Source organism: Nonomuraea angiospora (assembly GCF_014873145.1).
GTDB lineage: Bacteria > Actinomycetota > Actinomycetes > Streptosporangiales > Streptosporangiaceae > Nonomuraea > Nonomuraea angiospora.
Map to the genome: position 1 here is coordinate 1,945,616 of NZ_JADBEK010000001.1, position 15,815 is coordinate 1,961,430.

The window sequence follows — 15,815 nt, forward strand, 5'->3', positions numbered from 1 at the left end:
CCCGGGTCACAGATCTGTCAACCATAAATCTCGGCAAACCGTCGAACTGCTCCCCCACGGGCTCGCGTATCTCCCGGAGACCGGACTTCCACCCGGGTCATGAGACTTGTAAGGAGCAACAGCATGCGGAATCCGCTCGGGGGGAGACGACTCAGGTCGTGGCGAGCAGCCGTTTCCTTAGGGGGAAGCATCGCACTTGTCCTGACCGGCTCCTCACTGCCCGCGCAGGCGGGCACGGCGGCGGCGGCGCAGACCATCGTCTGCCCCAGCGTGGCGGACAAGCTCCCCGAAATACCGGCGGGGGCCAGGGCCGAAGTCGACAGGAACCTGGCCCTCCTGGAAACCCAGATCCAGGAGGCCAACAACCGCCTCGCCCGCTCAGCGGGAGAAGGAGGCCCCAACTTCGTCCAGAACGCCATCCTCGGCCCGCTGGCCGGCAAACGCGCCGCCACCCTGGACCGCATCGCGATCGCCATCGGCCGCACCGGTGGCCAGCGTCCCAACGGCCTCGGCAACCTGTCCACCTGCAGACTCACCGGCACTGCCAACGGCGGCAACAACGGCAACGGCGGGAATGAGGGCAACGAGGGCAACGGCGGGAACGGGGGTAATGGCGGCAACGGCTCCTCCCCCTCCCAGGCGCCGAGCCAGGGAACAGGGTCGGGGTCCGGGCAGACCATCGTCTGCCCCAGCGTCGCGGACAAGCTCCCCGAAGTGCCCGCGTCCGCCAGGGCCGAAGTCGACAGAAACCTGGCCCTCCTGGAAACCCAGATCCAGGAGGCCAACAACCGCCTCGCCCGCTCAGCGGGAGAAGGAGGCCCCAACTTCGTCCAGAACGCCATCCTCGGCCCCCTGGCCGGCAAACGCGCCGCCACCATCGACCGCATCGCCATCGCCATCGGCCGCACCGGCCAGCGCCCCACCGGCCTCGGCAACCTCGCCACCTGCACACTCGGCAACGGCGGGAACAACGGAAACGGCGGCAATAACGGCAACGGCGGAAATGGGGGCAACGGAGGCAACGGCGGCAACGGCTCGCCCAGCCCCGAGCCCAGCGGCGGTCAGGGCGACGGGAACGGCAACGGCAACGGTGAGGACCCCGCGAACGGCGTCGGACCGTTCGCCCAGGACTTCGTCGACATCCGGCAGGTTCAGCCGGGCCAGTCCAACCTCGCCGAGTTCGGGGCCGGCCGCAACGGCTCCCGCGGCACCTTCGTCGCCCAATGCGGAAGGAACGAGAACCGCCACAACAACTCGGACAACTTCATCGTCACCCCCGGCGTGAGCGACGGGGCGCACCACCTCCACGACTACGTGGGCAACCTGACGACGGACGGATTCTCCACCGACGAGAGCCTGGCCGCAGGGGGTACGACCTGCCAGCGGGGCGACCTGTCCGCGTACTTCTGGCCCGTGCTCAGGGACCGCACGTCGAACGAGAACGCCGACGACGAGCACGGCAACATCGGCCGGGTCCTGACGGCCCGCTCCGTACAGCTCCAGTTCCGGGGCAACGCGAGCTCCCAGGTCACGGCCATGCCGAGATTCCTCAGGCTGATCACCGGCGACGCCAAGGCCGCGACGAACGGCGGCGGCAACGCCCGCGCCGCGTGGACCTGCACGGGATTCCAGAACCGGATCACCGACAAGTACCCGCTGTGTCCGCGCGGCAGCCAGGTCGTCCGGATCCTGGACTTCCCGAGCTGCTGGGACGGGCAGAACATCGACAGCGCCAACCACCGCACGCACGTGGTCTTCCCCGGCCAGAACGGCGCCTGCCCCCAGGGCACCCAGGCGGTTCCCCAGCTGCGCATGACCCTCGCCTACTCGGTGCCGCAGGGCCAGTCGTTCGCCGTGGACGCCTTCCCTGAGCAGAAGCACAATCCGATCACCGACCATGCCGACTTCGCCAACGTCATGCCCGACAACCTGATGCGCGTCGTCGTCGACTGCATCAACCGGGGCCGCCGTTGCTGATCTGACACCCGGCCGGGCCACCCCCTTCCCGGGGCGGTCCGGCCGTTCGGTGCTGATCAGGCGGTGGTGAAGCGCTCGGGGCGGAAGTCCTTCAGGAGGGGATGCCGGGCGCCGGTGAGCACCTCGTACGCGGTGAGCTCGCCGGCGATGAGTCCCAGCGTGGCCCCCGAGTGGGTGAACGCCACGTGGCACCCGGGCACCCCCTCCAGCTCGCCGAACACCGGCTCGCCGTCCCCCGGGATCGGCTTGCGGCCGAGCCGCCACGACGCCGCCTGGAGGGAGACCTCCCCCTGGAGCAGGGCGGACGCCTCGGCGACGAGCTCCTTGACGTACGCCTCGTCGATCGAGCAGGAGCCGTCCTCGTGCTCGGCGATGTGCTCTTCGTACCAGGAGTGGTCGATCGCGAACGTCGAGCCCGGATTGGGGCGCATGGCGGCACGGGGGGTGTTCAGCACCGTCACAACCTCGGTCTCGACCGGCTCCGTGACAACGAGCATGGACAGCGGGGACGCGTCCGGCAGGTCCACGCCCAGCTCCGCGAGCACGGAAGAGGTCTGTGCGCCGCAGGCGACGACGACGGCGTCACCGCTCCAGGACGTGCCGTCGGCGGTGCGTACGCCGCGTGCCCGGCCGTCCCGCACGGTCACCGAGCAGCGACCCGCGCCGGTGACCAGCCGTCCCCCGCCCCGGACCAGCTCGTCGGCGAGCTCCTGGATCAGGTGCGGCAGGGAGACCCAGCCCTCGCCCGGGTTGTGGATCGCGAGCCCGCCGCGCGCCCCCGCCCGCACCCCGGCGACCCGCCCTCCGACATCCGCCCGGTCGAGGAGGTGGGACTCGTAGCCACGCTCGATCTCGTGCTCGTGCCGGGCACGGGTCCGCTCCGCGCCGTCGGGGGTCGTCCACCACAGGCCGCCGTCGAAGCGCAGCCACTCCACGGCCGGGTCGGCGGCGAACAGGGTGCGGTAGCGGTCGATGCCGAGCAGGCGCAGGAGATGGTACGGGCCCGAGCGCGCGCCCGCCGAGTTGAGCCAGGACAACGAGCGACCCGACGCCCCGCTGGCCAGCTCCGCCTCGGTGACCAGGACGACCTCGGCGCCGCCCCGCACGAGGTGCGCGGCGGTGGACACGCCGAGGATGCCGCCCCCGAGGACGACGACGCGCGCGGGCGCGGTGTGATCTGTCACGTGACTCCTCACTTCTTCGCGTTGGTGTGCGCCCGCTCGATGACGTCCAGGACGTCGACCGCGTCGCCGGGATCGACGGGCAGGTCCGCGCCGTCACGCAGGGCGAGGGCGAGCAGGCGGTAGAACTCGGCGTAGTTCCCGCGCTCGGGCTCGACGGACGTCGTCTCGGAGCCCTGGCCCAGCCGGCCCCAGCAGTCTTCGGGCTCCCGTCCGAACGCCGGGTCGGCGGGGCTCGTCCCGGCCTTCAGCGCGGCCTCCTGGCCGTCCAGCCCGTGCTTGACGTACCCGTTCTTCGAGCCCAGGACCCGGAACCGGGGGCCGGGCAGGGCCGCGACGCTGCTCATCGTCAGGCGCGAGCTCGTGCCGCGGGCGTGCCGGAGGATCACCACCGTGTCGTCGTCGGCGTCGCAGCCGGCGCGCGGGTCGCGGCGGTTGACGTCGGCCAGGACCTCCGTCACGGGGCCGAACAGCTGCAGGGCCTGGTCGATCAGGTGGGTGCCCAGGTCGAAGAGGATGCCGCCGCCGTCGGCGACGCCGGTCTCGCCCTTCCACCCGCCGAGCCCGTCCGGGCGCCACCACTCGAAGCGGGACTCGAAGGCGTGGACCGTGCCCAGCCGCCCTTCGGCGATCAGGCGCCGCAGGGTGCGGAAGTCGGCGTCCCACCGGCGGTTCTGGAACACCGTGAGGCGGCGTCCCAGGTCGGCCGCCAGCGCGATCAGCTTGCGTCCATCGGCGGCGGTCGGCGTGAAGGGCTTGTCCACGACGACGTCCAGGCCCGCCCGCAGGGCGTTCCCGGCCAGCTCGACGTGCGTCGAGGGCGGCGTACCGACGACGACGAGATCCAGGTCGGAGGCGTGGGCGGTGACGGCGTCAGCGGTCGCCGCCACCGTGGCGGACGGGTGGGCGGCGCGCGCCGCCGCCTGGCGGTCCGGATGGCCCGTGACGATGAGCCGCAGGTCGTACGCCGGGTCCGCGGCGAGGAACGGCGCGTGGAAGAAGCGTCCGGCCGTGCCGAAGCCGATGACGGCGACGCGAATCGGGGAATCGTTGCGCATGGCTTCCTCAGTCCTCAAGGCCGTAGGCGTCGCGGGCGGTCTCGGCCGAGATGACGCCCTCGCGCAGGTCCTTCTCGACCAGCTCGGACGCCCGGCGCGACGGCGGGCCGTACCCGCCGGCGCCCGGGGTGGTGATCGTGACGACGTCGCCGGTGTTGAGCACCGTGTGCCCGTGGTCGATGGGCCGGGCGCCCTCGCTGACCGCCCAGCCGCCGCTCGCGCCGGGCCCGCCGCCGAACAACCCCCACGGCCGGGACCGGTAGCGGGTGCCGTCCAGCCAGAACCCGATGCCGTCCGCCTCGACCCGCACCACGCGCCGGATGGCCATCCCGCCCCGGAACTCGCCGACGCCGCCGGATCCGTCGACCAGCTCGTAGGCCTCCACCGTCAGCGGATATTCCTGTTCGAGGCTCTCGACCGGCAGGTTGCTGGTGTTGGTGACGTGTACCTGCACGCCGTCGAGGCCGTCCTTGGTGGCGCGGGCGCCGGACCCGCCGCCGATGGTCTCCAGGTAGACGAAGTACTTGCCGGTCCGCGGGTCGAGCCCGTCGAAGTGGAAGCCGGTGTTCGAGCCGTTGTGCGCGGCCGTGACCCGGTCGGGCAGCGCGGGGGCGAGGGCGCCGTGGATGAGGTCCACGACCCGCTGGCAGGTCTCGGTGCGGGCGTTGACCGCGGCGGGGGCGACGGCGTTCAGGATGCTGCCGCGGGGCGCGTCGATGTGGATCGAGCGGATGACGCCGGCGTTGGGCGTGATGTCGGGATCGATGAGCGTCTTCACGGCGTAGTACACGGTGCTTTCGAGGGCGCCGTACACCATGTTGACGCTGGCCCGGACCTGCGGCGGGTTGCCGGAGAAGTCGAAGAAGAGCTCGTCGTCGCGCACGGTGATCGCCACGCGGAGGGTGAGCTCCTCGTCCAGCTCGGGGCAGTCGAAGCGGTCCTCGAACGTGTAGAGGCCGTCCGGGACCTCGCGGATGGCGGCCCGGGTCTGGCGGTCGGCGTGGTCGAGCAGCGCCCGCGCGGCGGCGGCCATCGTCGGGATCGTGTGCCGCGCGCACAGCTCCCGGTAGCGGATGACCGCCGCCCGGTTGGCCGCCAGCTGGGCCTGGAAGTCGGACCGGCGCTCGTCGGGCACCTGGCAGTTCAGCAGGATCAGGTCGAACAGATCCGTCTGCAGCTCCCCCGCGCGCAGCAGGCGTACCGGCGGGATGCGCAGGCCCTCCTGGAAGATGTGCGCGTGCCCGCGGTCGCCGAAGTCGGCGTGGTGGGCCAGGTTCGCCGCCCAGGCCACCAGCCGGCCGTCGGCGAAGATCGGGCAGGCGAGCACGATGTCGGGAATGTGGGTTCCGCCGCCGCTGTGGGGGTCGTTGGCGACGAACGTGTCCCCGTCGGCGATCTCATCGACGGCGTAGCGCTCCACGATCTTCCCGACCACGCCCATGAGGACGCCGAGGTGGGCCGGGTTGTGCTCGCCCTGCGCGATCAGCCGGCCCTCGGCGTCGAAGAACCCGGCGGTGCAGTCGCGCCGCTCCTTGATGTTCGTGCTGTACGCGGCCCGCACCATGGTCTCGACCATCTCCTCCACGACGGAGGCGAGGGCCGCTCCGATGACCTCGACGGAGATCGGGTCCAGCGGGGTCGTGCCGGTGGTGTTCATGACGCTCCGATGACAAGGTTGCGATGGGCGTCGACCCGCGCGGTGGAGCCGGGCAGGACGAGGGTGGTGGTGTCCATCTGCTCGATGATCGCGGGGCCTTCGACGACCGTCCCGGGCGCGAGCGCCGTCCGGTCGTACACGAGGCACTCGTGGAAGCCGCCCAGCTCGGGGAGGTAGACCTCGCGACTGCGGGGCTGCTCGCCCTCGGGCCGGCCGCCGACGACCGGGCTCGACGACGGCCGCGCGTCGATCTCACCCCAGGCCTGTACGCGGAACGTCACGGCCTGGACGGGGTTGCCGGGATTGGCATAGCCGTAAGCCCGCTCGTGCGCCGCGGCGAAGTCGTCGAGCGCGGCGGCCACGCTCTCCGCGGTGACCGGCCCGGCGGGGAAGGCGACGGTCAGCTCGTGGTTCTGGCCCGCGTAGCGGAGGTCCAGCTGGCGGCGCGTGCCGCGGGCCCGCTCCTCGATGTCGCTCGCCTCGAACCACCGCTCCGCCTGGGCGTCCAGCTCGGCGAAGACGGCCGCGACGTCGCCCGCTGACGGGTCCGCCCCGCCGAGGACGGCCGCGACGTCGCCTGCCGACGGGTCCGCCGCGCCGGTCCCCAGCGGCATGACGGCGGTGCGCGAGAAGTCGCTCCTGACGTCGGTGAGCAGCAGGCCGAGCGCCGACAGTGCCCCGGGCGACTCGGGCACGAGGATGGTCGTCATGCCGAGCTCGGCCGCCAGCCGGGAGGCGTGCAAGGGGCCGGCGCCGCCGAAGGGCACCATGACGTAGTCGCGCGGATCGTGGCCGCGCTGGACGGAGATGACGCGGATCGCCCGGGCCATGTTGGCGGTGACGACCCTGATGATGCCCTGCGCCGTGTCCTCGATGCTCATGCCGAGCTCGGCGGCCAGCGTGCCCACCGCCCGGCGCGACGCCTCCGGGTCGATCTTCATGCGTCCGCCGAGGAAGTACTCCGGGTTGAGTACCTGGAGGACGACGTTCGCGTCGGTGACCGTGGGCAGGTCGCCGTGGCCGTAGCAGGCGGGGCCGGGGAAGGCCCCGGCGCTCTGCGGGCCCACCTTGAGCAGGCCGCCGCTGTCCAGGCGCGCCACCGAGCCGCCGCCGGCGCCGACGGTGTGGATGTCGAGCATGGCCGTACGGATCGCGCGTCCGTCCAGGTCGAGGCCGGAGCTGGTCCTGGGCGCGCCCCGCTGGACGAGGGAGACGTCGGTGGACGTGCCGCCCATGTCGAAGGTGATGATGTCCGGATGCCCGGCGGCGCTCGCCAGGCGCGCCGCGCCGACGACTCCGGTGCTCGGGCCCGACAGGACCATGCGGACGGGGTACTTCTCGGCCTCGGCGAAGGACACCACGCCGCCGTTGCTCTGGGTGACGTACGGCCGCGCCGCCAGGCCTTTCTCGCCGAGTCGTTCACGCAGCCGGGCCAGGTAGCCCGAGACCTTCGGGCCGAGGTAGGCGTTGGCGACGACGGTCGACAGCCGCTCGTACTCGCGGAACTCCGGCAGCACCTCGGACGACAGGGAGACGTAGGCGCCCGGGAACTCCTCCTCGATCCACCGCGCGAGGTGCCGCTCGTGGTCGGGGAGGACGTAGCTGTACAACAGGCACACGGCGACGGCCTCGACCCCCTCGTCGCGCAGGCGGCGGATCTGCGCGCGGACCTCGTCCTCCTCGAGCCGGGTCCGCACGGTGCCGTCGTGCCTGACCCGCTCGGTGACCTCGAGGCGCAGGTCGCGCGGCACGAGGGGGGCGGGCTTGTCGGCCTGGAGGTCGTACAGCCTGGGCCGGCGGCCGCGGGCCAGCTCCAGCAGGTCGCGGAAGCCGCGGGTGGTCAGCAGGCCGGTCCGCGCGCCGGTCTCGGTCAGGAGCGCGTTGGTGCCGACGGTCGTGCCATGCGCGAAATATGAAATATCGGCAAATCCGCCTGCGTCGGCGATGCGGAGCAGCTCGGAGACGCCGTCGATGATCGCTCTGCCGGGGTCGTCCGGGGTGCTGGAGACCTTGAAGACGCGTAGTTCGTTGCGTTCCGTGTCGTAGAGACAGATGTCGGTGAAGGTGCCGCCGGTGTCGATACCAATGCGAAGGGCCATCGCCTTCGTTTCCTCTCGCCGGAGTTCGGCAGTTGCGATGTTCTCTGGGAGAACGTTCTCTGAACGTAGCCACCGAGGCACGGCACCGTCAAGACAGCGACCGCCTCACGCGGAGTTCGCTGAGCCCGCACGCTCGCCGCCCGCACGCTCGGGGTCGACGTGCGAGCGCACCGCACGGCGCGGGACGCACGGTCGCTGCCCGCGCGCTGGGGCGGGCAACGCACTCGCTGGCCGCACGCTCGGGAGCGACACGCTGGGGCGGGCAACGCACTCGCTGGCCGCACGCTCGGGAGCGACACGCTGGGGCGGGCAACGCACTCGCTGGCCGCACGCTCGGGAGCGACGCGGTGGGGCGGGCAACGCACTCGGGGCGAGGCGCACTGGGGCGAGGCGCGCCCAGGGACGGCGCACTCGAGGCGGGGCGCTCGGGCGGGGCGCTCAAGGCGGGGCGCTCGGGCGGGGCGCTCGGGTCGAGCCACGCACTCGCCACCCGCACGCTCGCTGCCCGCATACTCGGGCGGGGCGCACTCGGAGCGTTGCGCACTGGGGCAAGGGGCACTCAGGGCGGGGCGCTCGGGCGGGGCGCTCGGGGCAAGCAACGCACTCGCCGTCCGCACGCTCGCCGGCCCGCCCGCTCGGGGACGACGCGCGAGCGCACCGCACGACGCGGAGGGCGCCGATCGCTGGCCGCGCGCTCGGAGGCGGCGCGCTCGGGGGCGGGCGCGTCTCGTGTTGGGCGTTCGGGTTCCGGCGGAGGCGCCGGCGCCCCGGCGATGCGCTAAGCGGGGGGTGCCGCGACCGAGCCGCGGACGATCAGGGACGACTGCAGGATCGTCTCGCTGGGCGCGCTGCGCGAGCCCGGGCCGGCCAGCCGGCCGAGGAGGACCGTGCCGGCCGCCGCGCCGAGGTCGTAGGCCGGCTGCGCCACCACCGACAGCTGCGGCCGCACCAGGGTGCTCCACTCGTGGTCGTCGAAGCCCATCAGGCTGACGTCCTCCGGGCAGCGCCGGTCGCCGTCCATGATGGCGCGGAACGCTCCCCCGGTCATGACGTTGGTGGTCGCGAAGACGGCCGTCACCTCCGGTCTCGTGACGAGCAGGTCGCGGACCCGCTCGCACGCCGCGTCGGCGTCGTCGCAGCGCAGGACCCACCCCGGGTCGCAGGTGACGCCCGCCTCGTCGAGCGCGTCCAGGTAGCCCTCGAACCGCAGCGAGCTGGGGAACTCCGCCGCGCTCCTGCGCCGCCGGGCGGAGCGGCTTTCGCTGGGCGTGGCCGAGGTCACCACCGCGACCGCGCGATGACCGAGATCCAGGAGGTGGCTCACGGCGCGTTGCGCGGCGGCCCGGTTGTCGAGCAGCACCGAGTCGACGGCCCCGGCGCCGTCGTTGCGCCGGTCGAGCAGGACCAGCGGAACGCCCGCCTCGCGGACCCGGCGCAGGTGGCCGCCCTCGGAGACGCTGGCCGAGGCGACGATCATGCCGTCGACGCGCTTGGCCATCAGCGCCTCCACCGCCGAGCGCTCCCGCGCCAGGTCCATCCTGGTGCTGACCAGCAGCATCTCGTAGCCGGCGGCCCGCGCGCGGTCGGAGATCCCGTTGACCGCGCGGGCGAAGAAGGGGTTTTCGATGTCGCTCACGACCACGCCGATGACGCGGGTCGAGCCGGTCACGATGCTGCGCGCCACGTCGTTGGCCCGGTAGCCCAGCCGTCTGGCCGAGTCCTGCACCCGCCGCACCAGCTCGGGCGACGGGGTGCCGTAGCCGCCCAGCACCCGGCCGGCCGTGGCGGGCGACACTCCGGCGTCGCGCGCGACATCGATGATCGTCGGTCGCCCAGCGGCCACGTCCAGCGCCTCCCCCGCTCCGATGGTGGCGGCCCGTCCTCTACCTCGACGATCATCGTAGCGGCCCGCACTTGAATACTAGGTGACGAGTGCTTGACACATCGTCACGCCGATTCTAGCTTCTTGGGAGAACGTTCTCCCGACTGTGCCACCCATACGCGGTCCGCCATCGCCCGGACGCGGCACCCGCCAACGACCCGCGTCGGCCGCGCCCGCCACGACGACCCCGCGTCCGCCGTGCCAGGCTTCCACCTGCGAAGACTACCTGCGCCGACCAGCTCGTCCGCGCCGGCGGCGGGCACCTCGACCACCCTCCCCGCCGCCGCCGCATCCACCGTTTCACGAGGAGACCCCATGAGCACCCCCGTAGCCAACGACCCGGACGTCGTCCACACACCACGGGCTCGCCGGCGCCTGTTCGCCTCCACCATGATCGGCAACGCCGTCGAGTACTACGACTTCACGCTGTACGGGACGCTCGCCGCGGTCATCGCCTCGCACTTCTTCCCGGAAGGGGAGAGCACGGCCGCCCTGCTGGCGGCGTACGTGGGGGTGGCGCTCTCCTACTTCATCCGGCCTCTCGGCGCGATGGTCCTCGGCCCGCTGGCGGACCTGAAGGGCAGGCGGCCCGTCCTCGTCCTGACGATCGTGCTGATGACGGTCGGCACGGCGGGCATCGGGCTGCTGCCCACGTACGCGGCGGCCGGGGTCGTGGCGCCGGTCCTGCTGCTGACGGCGCGGGTCGTGCAGGGCCTCGGGGCCAGCGTGGAGTTCACCACCGCGGCCAACTTCCTGCTGGAGCACGAGGACCGGCGCCGCCGCAACTACGTGCTGGGCAGCCTGAACTCCACCGCGTCGATCGGGTCGTTCCTCGCGGCCGGGGTGGCGTTCCTGCTGACCCAGACCATGTCGGCGGAGACCTTCGCGAGCTGGGGCTGGCGGATCCCGTTCCTGCTGGCGATCCCCCTGTCCGCGGTGGCGGTCTACATCCGCAACCGGCTGAACGAGAGCCCCGAGTTCGAGGCGGTGCGGCGCCTCACCGAGCAGCAGGAGGTGCCCCAGACCCCGCTGCGGACGGCGGTGCGCTACTACTGGCCCGACATGTTGCGCTCGATCGGGCTGAGCGCGGGCCAGCGGATCGGGTCGTTCGTCATCCAGGCGTACTTCGTCACCGCGCTGATCAGCGCCGGCTTCCCCACCTCGCTCGCCCTGCTGGCGTCGATGATCACGTACGTGGTCGGCCCCGTGCCGAGCATCTACGGCGGCCACCTCGCCGACAAGTACGGCGCCCGCGTGCCCCTGCTCATCGGCTACGGGCTGTTCGTCGTGCTGACGGTGCCCACGTTCATCGGCATCGGCAGCGGCTCCATCCTCATCGCCGTGCTGGCGGTCGTGGGCTTCACGATCATCAACAACCTCATCTCGGCGCCGATGCTGGCGGCCGCCATCCTCAGCTTCCCCCCGGAGGTCCGCTCCAGCGCGGCGGCCCTGAACTTCAACGTCGCGACCTCGCTCATCGGCTCCACCGCCGGCCTCGTCGCCGTCTGGCTGCACGACATCACCGGGAGCGACGTGACCTTCGGCTGGTACATGACCGCGTTCTGCCTGCTGTCCCTCCTGATCGCCATCTTCGCGCTGCCGACCGGCGCCCGCCGCGAGCTCCCCACGAACCTCCTGGCCGAGCGGAAGTGACCGCTACATCGCCATCTCCGACACCGAGCGGCGGACCGAGTCCTTGTCGTCGGAGGTGACGCCCAACCGCATGATCATCTGCGGGTACTCGTCCGAGCAGAGCTCATGGCGCAGGAACTCGCGCAGCAGCTCCATCTCCAGCGCCTGGGTGTGGAAGGCGGCGCTGACACCGTAGGCGGCGGCCTCCAGCAGCACGTGCTGGAGCGCCTGCCCGGCGTCGATCCACTCCTGGCGGCCGTCGCCCCGCGTGGTGAGCAGCGCCACCACTCCGGCGCCCGTCTCGGTCCGCTGTTCGGCCTGGCTGCCCCAGTCGTGCCCCCAGGAGTAGTCGCGCTGGGGGAAGTCCGGGTCGGTGCGCACCACCCGGCGGGGGTAGCCCTCGGCGGGCACCCCGTCCTTGCGGCCGCTGCCCGGCGGCCGGGACCAGCGGACCACCTCCAGGCTGAAGCGGCGGTCCTGCGCCTGGATGCCCTGCGCGGCCTGGGTGAGGGCGGCGATGACCCGGACCGCGTCCGGAGAACGGACGGGGGTCAGCCTGGCGCCCTCCTCCATGGCCGCACGGGTCAGCCGTTCGATCAGCCTGTCGGGCACCGGCACGTCGGCGAAGCCGGCGCGGTGGGTGCGGCGCCGCTTGATCTCCCTGCCGAGGGTCTTGAGGGACTCGTCAGGGGCCGTTTCGGCGCCCGGCCGGAGCCTGGCGAGCAGCGAGGGGCGATCCGGGTCCGGCAGCGTGCACACCACGGGCTCCCAGCCCTGGCAGCGCATGGCCGTACGGAGGGTGTAGAGCGCCGCGCCGCAGCTGATCAGCAGCTCGCGGCCGGAGGTGTCGCTCACGCGCAGTTTCCTGTCCGGGTCCGCCCGCAGGCTGATCTCGTCCCCCGAGGTCGAGAAGATCCAGGGCTGCGTGTTGTGGATGGACGGCGCCCAGCGCGCGGCCTCCAGCGCGGTGTCGATCGCGTGCTTCGCCGATAGGACAGCCATGACTCCCACCTCCGTCGGGGCCCTGTGTCCAGCGCATCACACCGCCCACTTCGCGGTCAGGGCCGAAGGTCCCCGGCCGCCAGGGCCGTCAGGCCCTCTATCAACGGGGGCGAAGGGGACTTTCGCCTCTAACGCGCAGGTGGCCCGAGCGGGGAAGTTGAGGGTATGCAGCTCGATTCGTCCGGACTTCAGGTGCTCTCCCGCGAGGAGTGTCTCGGCCTGCTGTCCACGACCCCCATCGGCCGGATCGTGTTCACCGAACATGCCCTGCCGGCCGTGCAGCCGGTCAACTTCCACCTCGACGGCCGGTCCATCGTGATCCGGACCTCGATCGGGTCGAAACTGGCGGCCGCCACACGGTACGCCGTGGTGGCCTTCGAGGCCGACGAGTTCGATTCCGAGCTGCGTACCGGCTGGTCCGTCACCGCGGTGGGGCAGGCGCGGGCCGTGACGGACCCGGACGAGATCCACCGACTGGCGGCGCTGCCGTTGACCGCCTGGGCGCCGGGGACCCGGGACCACTACATCGTGGTCGACGCCGAGCAGGTGTCCGGCCGGCGCATCAACCACTGAGGACGCCCCTCGTTTGACGAATCCAGGAAAAAGCGCGGGATTCATAGCAAGCCATCAGGCAACAGTAATAGCAACATCACTGTCTGTAATCGGGGTGAAGCAATGCGCAAAGTGATCATTCTGACTGTGGCCGTGGCCGCCGCCGCCGCGCTGACGATGGCGGGCCTGGCGGTCCTTCGAGGCGGCTCGCGTTCGGCCAAAGCCCGCTAGTCCGGGCTGGGTCCAGGGCCCCGAAGTCCCGCAGTTCGCGTCGCGGGCTGCGGGTGGGCCGTCACTTCCGCATCCCGCACGGCATGCTCCAGCCCTTGAACCAGTGGGCCAGGTACCGCTGCATCCGGAACATCTCGGCATGCCGGGCGTCGCGCACCCTGATGGCGAAGTCCGCGGTCTCGGAGTGCTGGGCCCGCCCCGACATCAGCAGTTGCTGGGACATCGTCACCGCGGCCATGTGATGCGGAATCATGTCGAGCAGGAACGCGTTGTCCAGCGCGTCGCCCGACAGCCCGGACAGATCGCGGATCATCGGCTGGTAGCCGGTCGCCGTCCCCGAACGCCCTGGGTACCACTTGCCCAGCCAGGCTCTCGTCGCGGCGAGATCGGCGCCCTGCCGGTCGATGATCGCGGTCCCGAGAGCGCGCATCTCCGGCCGGTCCGAGCGCCGCAGCTGGCGCGCCGCCGTCACGGCTTCCTGATCGTGAGCCACCATGCGGGCCAGATAGCCGGGCTCGTCGGTGACGTTCATGCTGCGCGTCGACCCGTACGGCCCGGTCAGACTCCGATCCGTCGGTGTGGCGTTGTGCTGCTCGACGATGGCCTGCTGGGCGATGCCGGTGGCCGTTGCGGCAAGGCCGGTCACCGCGACGGCCGCCAGCGCGGAACCGGCCGCGATCCCCACCACTGCCGAACGTTTCATCTCGGCTCCCCGTGTTCGATTCCCCTTCCTCTCCATGCTCGGGGTGGCTCACGGCGTCCGACAGGGCCTTACGCCCCGTACGGTCGGGACCAACGTCCTTCCTGCGGAGCCGGAGCCGCTCTCACAGGGGGATCCGCCAGCAAAGCCGGGTCCCGCCCGCCTCGGGCGTCGTGAGCTCCGCGCTGCCGCCCAGCCGGGTGGCGCGTTCCTCGATGTTGCGCAGACCGCTACGGCGTGCCGTCTCCCCCAGGCCGACGCCGTTGTCCGTGACCACCAGCGCCAGCTCGGCGCCCACGACCTCGGCGAGGACGTCGGCGCGCGTCGCGCGGGAGTGGCGGACCACGTTGGACAGGGCCTCGCGCAACACGGCCAGCAGATGATCGGCGACCGGCTCGGGCACCAGCGCGTCGATCTGCCCCTCCATACGCAGGCCCGGCATGAAGCCCAGATGGCCCGCGGCGCCCTCCACCAGCTCCACGATCCGGCCCCGCAGGCTCGGAGCGCCCTGCTCGACGGAGCCCTGCAGCGCGAAGATGGACGAGCGGATCTGCCGGATCGTCCCGTCCAGCTCGTCGATCGCGTGCTGGACCCGCTTGGCCGCCTCCGGCCGCTCCACCAGCCGGATCGTGCTCATCAAGGTCATCGCGGTGGCGAACAGCCGCTGGATGACCACATCGTGCAGATCTTTGGCGATGCGGTCGCGGTCCTCCAGCAGGCTGAGCCGCTCGGCGTCCCTGCGCGCCTCGGCCAGCTCCAGGGCGATCGCCGCCTGACCGGCGAACGCCTGCAGCATCTGCTCGTCCGCCCCGCTGAACGGCAACCGCCCGCTCCGCTTGGCCAGCACCAGCACCCCGCGTACGTTCGGCGCACCGCCCAACGGCACCATCATCACCGGCCCGTAACCCAGCCGCCGCAGCGGCGAGCCGGGGCGCGGACCGCTCTGCATGTCCGGGTCGGACATCGGCTCGCCCTGGACGAACACGTCGCCCGCGAGCGTCTCCGACACCACGAAGACGGCGCCCAGCAGCTCCTGCGCGCCCTCGCCGTCCGCGGACTCCACGATCAGCGACTGCCTCGACGGCTCCGGCAGGAGCACCTCGACCAGGTCCGCATCGGTCATGGCCAGGGCGGAGCCGGCCACCACGCTCAGCACCTGACGCGGGTCGGTGCCGGACAGCAGGCGCGTGGTCACCTCGGCCGAGGCCTGCAGCCAGGTCTCCCGCCGCCGGGACATCTCATACAGCCGGGCGTTGTCCACGGCGACGCCGGCCGCGGTGGCCAGCGCCACGACGATGGCCTCGTCCTCCTCGTCGAACTCGCCGCCGCCGCGCTTCTCGGTCAGGTAAAGGTTTCCGAAAACTTCGTCGCGCACCCGGATCGGGACGCCGAGGAAGGTGCCCATCGGCGGATGTCCCAGCGGGAAGCCGTACGACTCCGGGTGGTCGGCGATGCGGCCCAGCCTGAGCGGCCGCGCGTCCTTGATCAGCAGGCCGAGCAGGCCCAGGCCGTGCGGCCAGTGCTCGATCCTGGCGATCTCCTCCTCGGTCAGCCCCACCGGGATGAACTGGACGAGCGTGCTCTCGTGGCCGACCACGCCCAGCGCGCCGTAGCTGGCGTCCACGAGCTTGGTCGCGGTCTCGACGATGCGGCGCAGCACGGTCTCCAGATCGAGCTCGCTGCCCACCGACACCACGGCCTCGAGCAGTACGTGCACCCGGTCCCGGGTGGCCAGCACGGTGTTGAGCCGTACCTGCAGCTCGGCCAGCAGCTCGTCGAGCCGCACGTGTGGCATCACCGGATGGTGCTCGCTCTCCACATCTTCAAGTGTCGCACCAGGTCAG

Annotated in this window: 11 protein-coding genes; 3 read left to right on the plus strand and 8 right to left on the minus strand. The window is 71.9% G+C overall.

All coding sequences use genetic code 11. The annotated features are described in order from the left end of the window. The first annotated feature begins 123 nt into the window (after positions 1-123). Positions 124-1,977: a DUF1996 domain-containing protein gene (locus H4W80_RS08930; protein ID WP_225963331.1), complete on the plus strand. Its 1,854-nt coding sequence runs from the start codon at positions 124-126 to the stop codon at positions 1,975-1,977. 56 nt (positions 1,978-2,033) lie between these two features. Here H4W80_RS08930 and H4W80_RS08935 read toward each other — a convergent pair whose 3' ends face one another. From H4W80_RS08935 to H4W80_RS08955, 5 genes are all read right to left on the minus strand, one after another. Then, positions 2,034-3,161 carry an NAD(P)/FAD-dependent oxidoreductase gene (locus H4W80_RS08935; protein WP_192784649.1) on the minus strand — a complete coding sequence of 376 codons (1,128 nt, stop codon included), beginning with the start codon at positions 3,159-3,161 and terminating at the stop codon, positions 2,034-2,036. Between the two features lie 8 nt (positions 3,162-3,169). Beyond that, complete coding sequence (locus H4W80_RS08940) at positions 3,170-4,216, minus strand: Gfo/Idh/MocA family protein (protein ID WP_192784650.1); 1,047 nt, start codon at positions 4,214-4,216, stop codon at positions 3,170-3,172. A gap of 7 nt (positions 4,217-4,223) precedes the next feature. Then, positions 4,224-5,873 (minus strand): hydantoinase B/oxoprolinase family protein, encoded by a 1,650-nt coding sequence (locus H4W80_RS08945; RefSeq protein ID WP_192784651.1) that lies wholly within the window; start codon positions 5,871-5,873, stop codon positions 4,224-4,226. Then, positions 5,870-7,972 (minus strand): hydantoinase/oxoprolinase family protein, encoded by a 2,103-nt coding sequence (locus H4W80_RS08950; RefSeq protein ID WP_192784652.1) that lies wholly within the window; start codon positions 7,970-7,972, stop codon positions 5,870-5,872. Before H4W80_RS08950 ends, H4W80_RS08945 begins: the two co-directional genes overlap by 4 nt. 778 nt (positions 7,973-8,750) lie before the next feature. Then, positions 8,751-9,815, minus strand: a complete 1,065-nt coding sequence (locus H4W80_RS08955; RefSeq protein ID WP_192784653.1) for a LacI family DNA-binding transcriptional regulator — start codon at positions 9,813-9,815, stop codon at positions 8,751-8,753. Positions 9,816-10,169: 354 nt separating this feature from the next. Here H4W80_RS08955 and H4W80_RS08960 point away from each other — a divergent pair, with 354 nt between their 5' ends. Continuing rightward, complete coding sequence (locus H4W80_RS08960) at positions 10,170-11,507, plus strand: MFS transporter (protein ID WP_192784654.1); 1,338 nt, start codon at positions 10,170-10,172, stop codon at positions 11,505-11,507. A gap of 3 nt (positions 11,508-11,510) precedes the next feature. Here H4W80_RS08960 and H4W80_RS08965 read toward each other — a convergent pair whose 3' ends face one another. Continuing rightward, entirely contained in the window at positions 11,511-12,488 is a 978-nt protein-coding gene (locus H4W80_RS08965) for an Acg family FMN-binding oxidoreductase (protein WP_192784655.1), read from the minus strand. 165 nt (positions 12,489-12,653) lie between these two features. On the opposite strand from H4W80_RS08965, the gene H4W80_RS08970 reads away from it, so the two are divergent. Continuing rightward, positions 12,654-13,061, plus strand: a complete 408-nt coding sequence (locus H4W80_RS08970; RefSeq protein WP_192784656.1) for a pyridoxamine 5'-phosphate oxidase family protein — start codon at positions 12,654-12,656, stop codon at positions 13,059-13,061. 271 nt (positions 13,062-13,332) lie between these two features. Here the strand turns inward: H4W80_RS08970 and H4W80_RS08975 are convergent, their stop codons facing one another. Further along, positions 13,333-13,974 (minus strand): DUF305 domain-containing protein, encoded by a 642-nt coding sequence (locus H4W80_RS08975; protein ID WP_192784657.1) that lies wholly within the window; start codon positions 13,972-13,974, stop codon positions 13,333-13,335. Between the two features lie 121 nt (positions 13,975-14,095). Continuing rightward, positions 14,096-15,766, minus strand: coding sequence for a sensor histidine kinase (locus H4W80_RS08980; RefSeq protein ID WP_192784658.1), 1,671 nt, complete (start codon positions 15,764-15,766; stop codon positions 14,096-14,098). Positions 15,767-15,815: the final 49 nt, after the last annotated feature.

Bases quoted from the DNA above. Each gene is read 5' to 3' on its own strand.
- H4W80_RS08930 (WP_225963331.1), top strand. From the start codon at position 124: ATGCGGAATCCGCTCGGGGGGAGACGACTCAGGTCGTGGCGAGCAGCC.
- H4W80_RS08940 (WP_192784650.1), bottom strand. From the start codon at position 4,216: ATGCGCAACGATTCCCCGATTCGCGTCGCCGTCATCGGCTTCGGCACG.
- H4W80_RS08945 (WP_192784651.1), bottom strand. From the start codon at position 5,873: ATGAACACCACCGGCACGACCCCGCTGGACCCGATCTCCGTCGAGGTC.
- H4W80_RS08950 (WP_192784652.1), bottom strand. From the start codon at position 7,972: ATGGCCCTTCGCATTGGTATCGACACCGGCGGCACCTTCACCGACATC.
- H4W80_RS08960 (WP_192784654.1), top strand. From the start codon at position 10,170: ATGAGCACCCCCGTAGCCAACGACCCGGACGTCGTCCACACACCACGG.
- H4W80_RS08965 (WP_192784655.1), bottom strand. From the start codon at position 12,488: ATGGCTGTCCTATCGGCGAAGCACGCGATCGACACCGCGCTGGAGGCC.
- H4W80_RS08970 (WP_192784656.1), top strand. From the start codon at position 12,654: ATGCAGCTCGATTCGTCCGGACTTCAGGTGCTCTCCCGCGAGGAGTGT.
- H4W80_RS08975 (WP_192784657.1), bottom strand. From the start codon at position 13,974: ATGAAACGTTCGGCAGTGGTGGGGATCGCGGCCGGTTCCGCGCTGGCG.
- H4W80_RS08980 (WP_192784658.1), bottom strand. From the start codon at position 15,766: ATGCCACACGTGCGGCTCGACGAGCTGCTGGCCGAGCTGCAGGTACGG.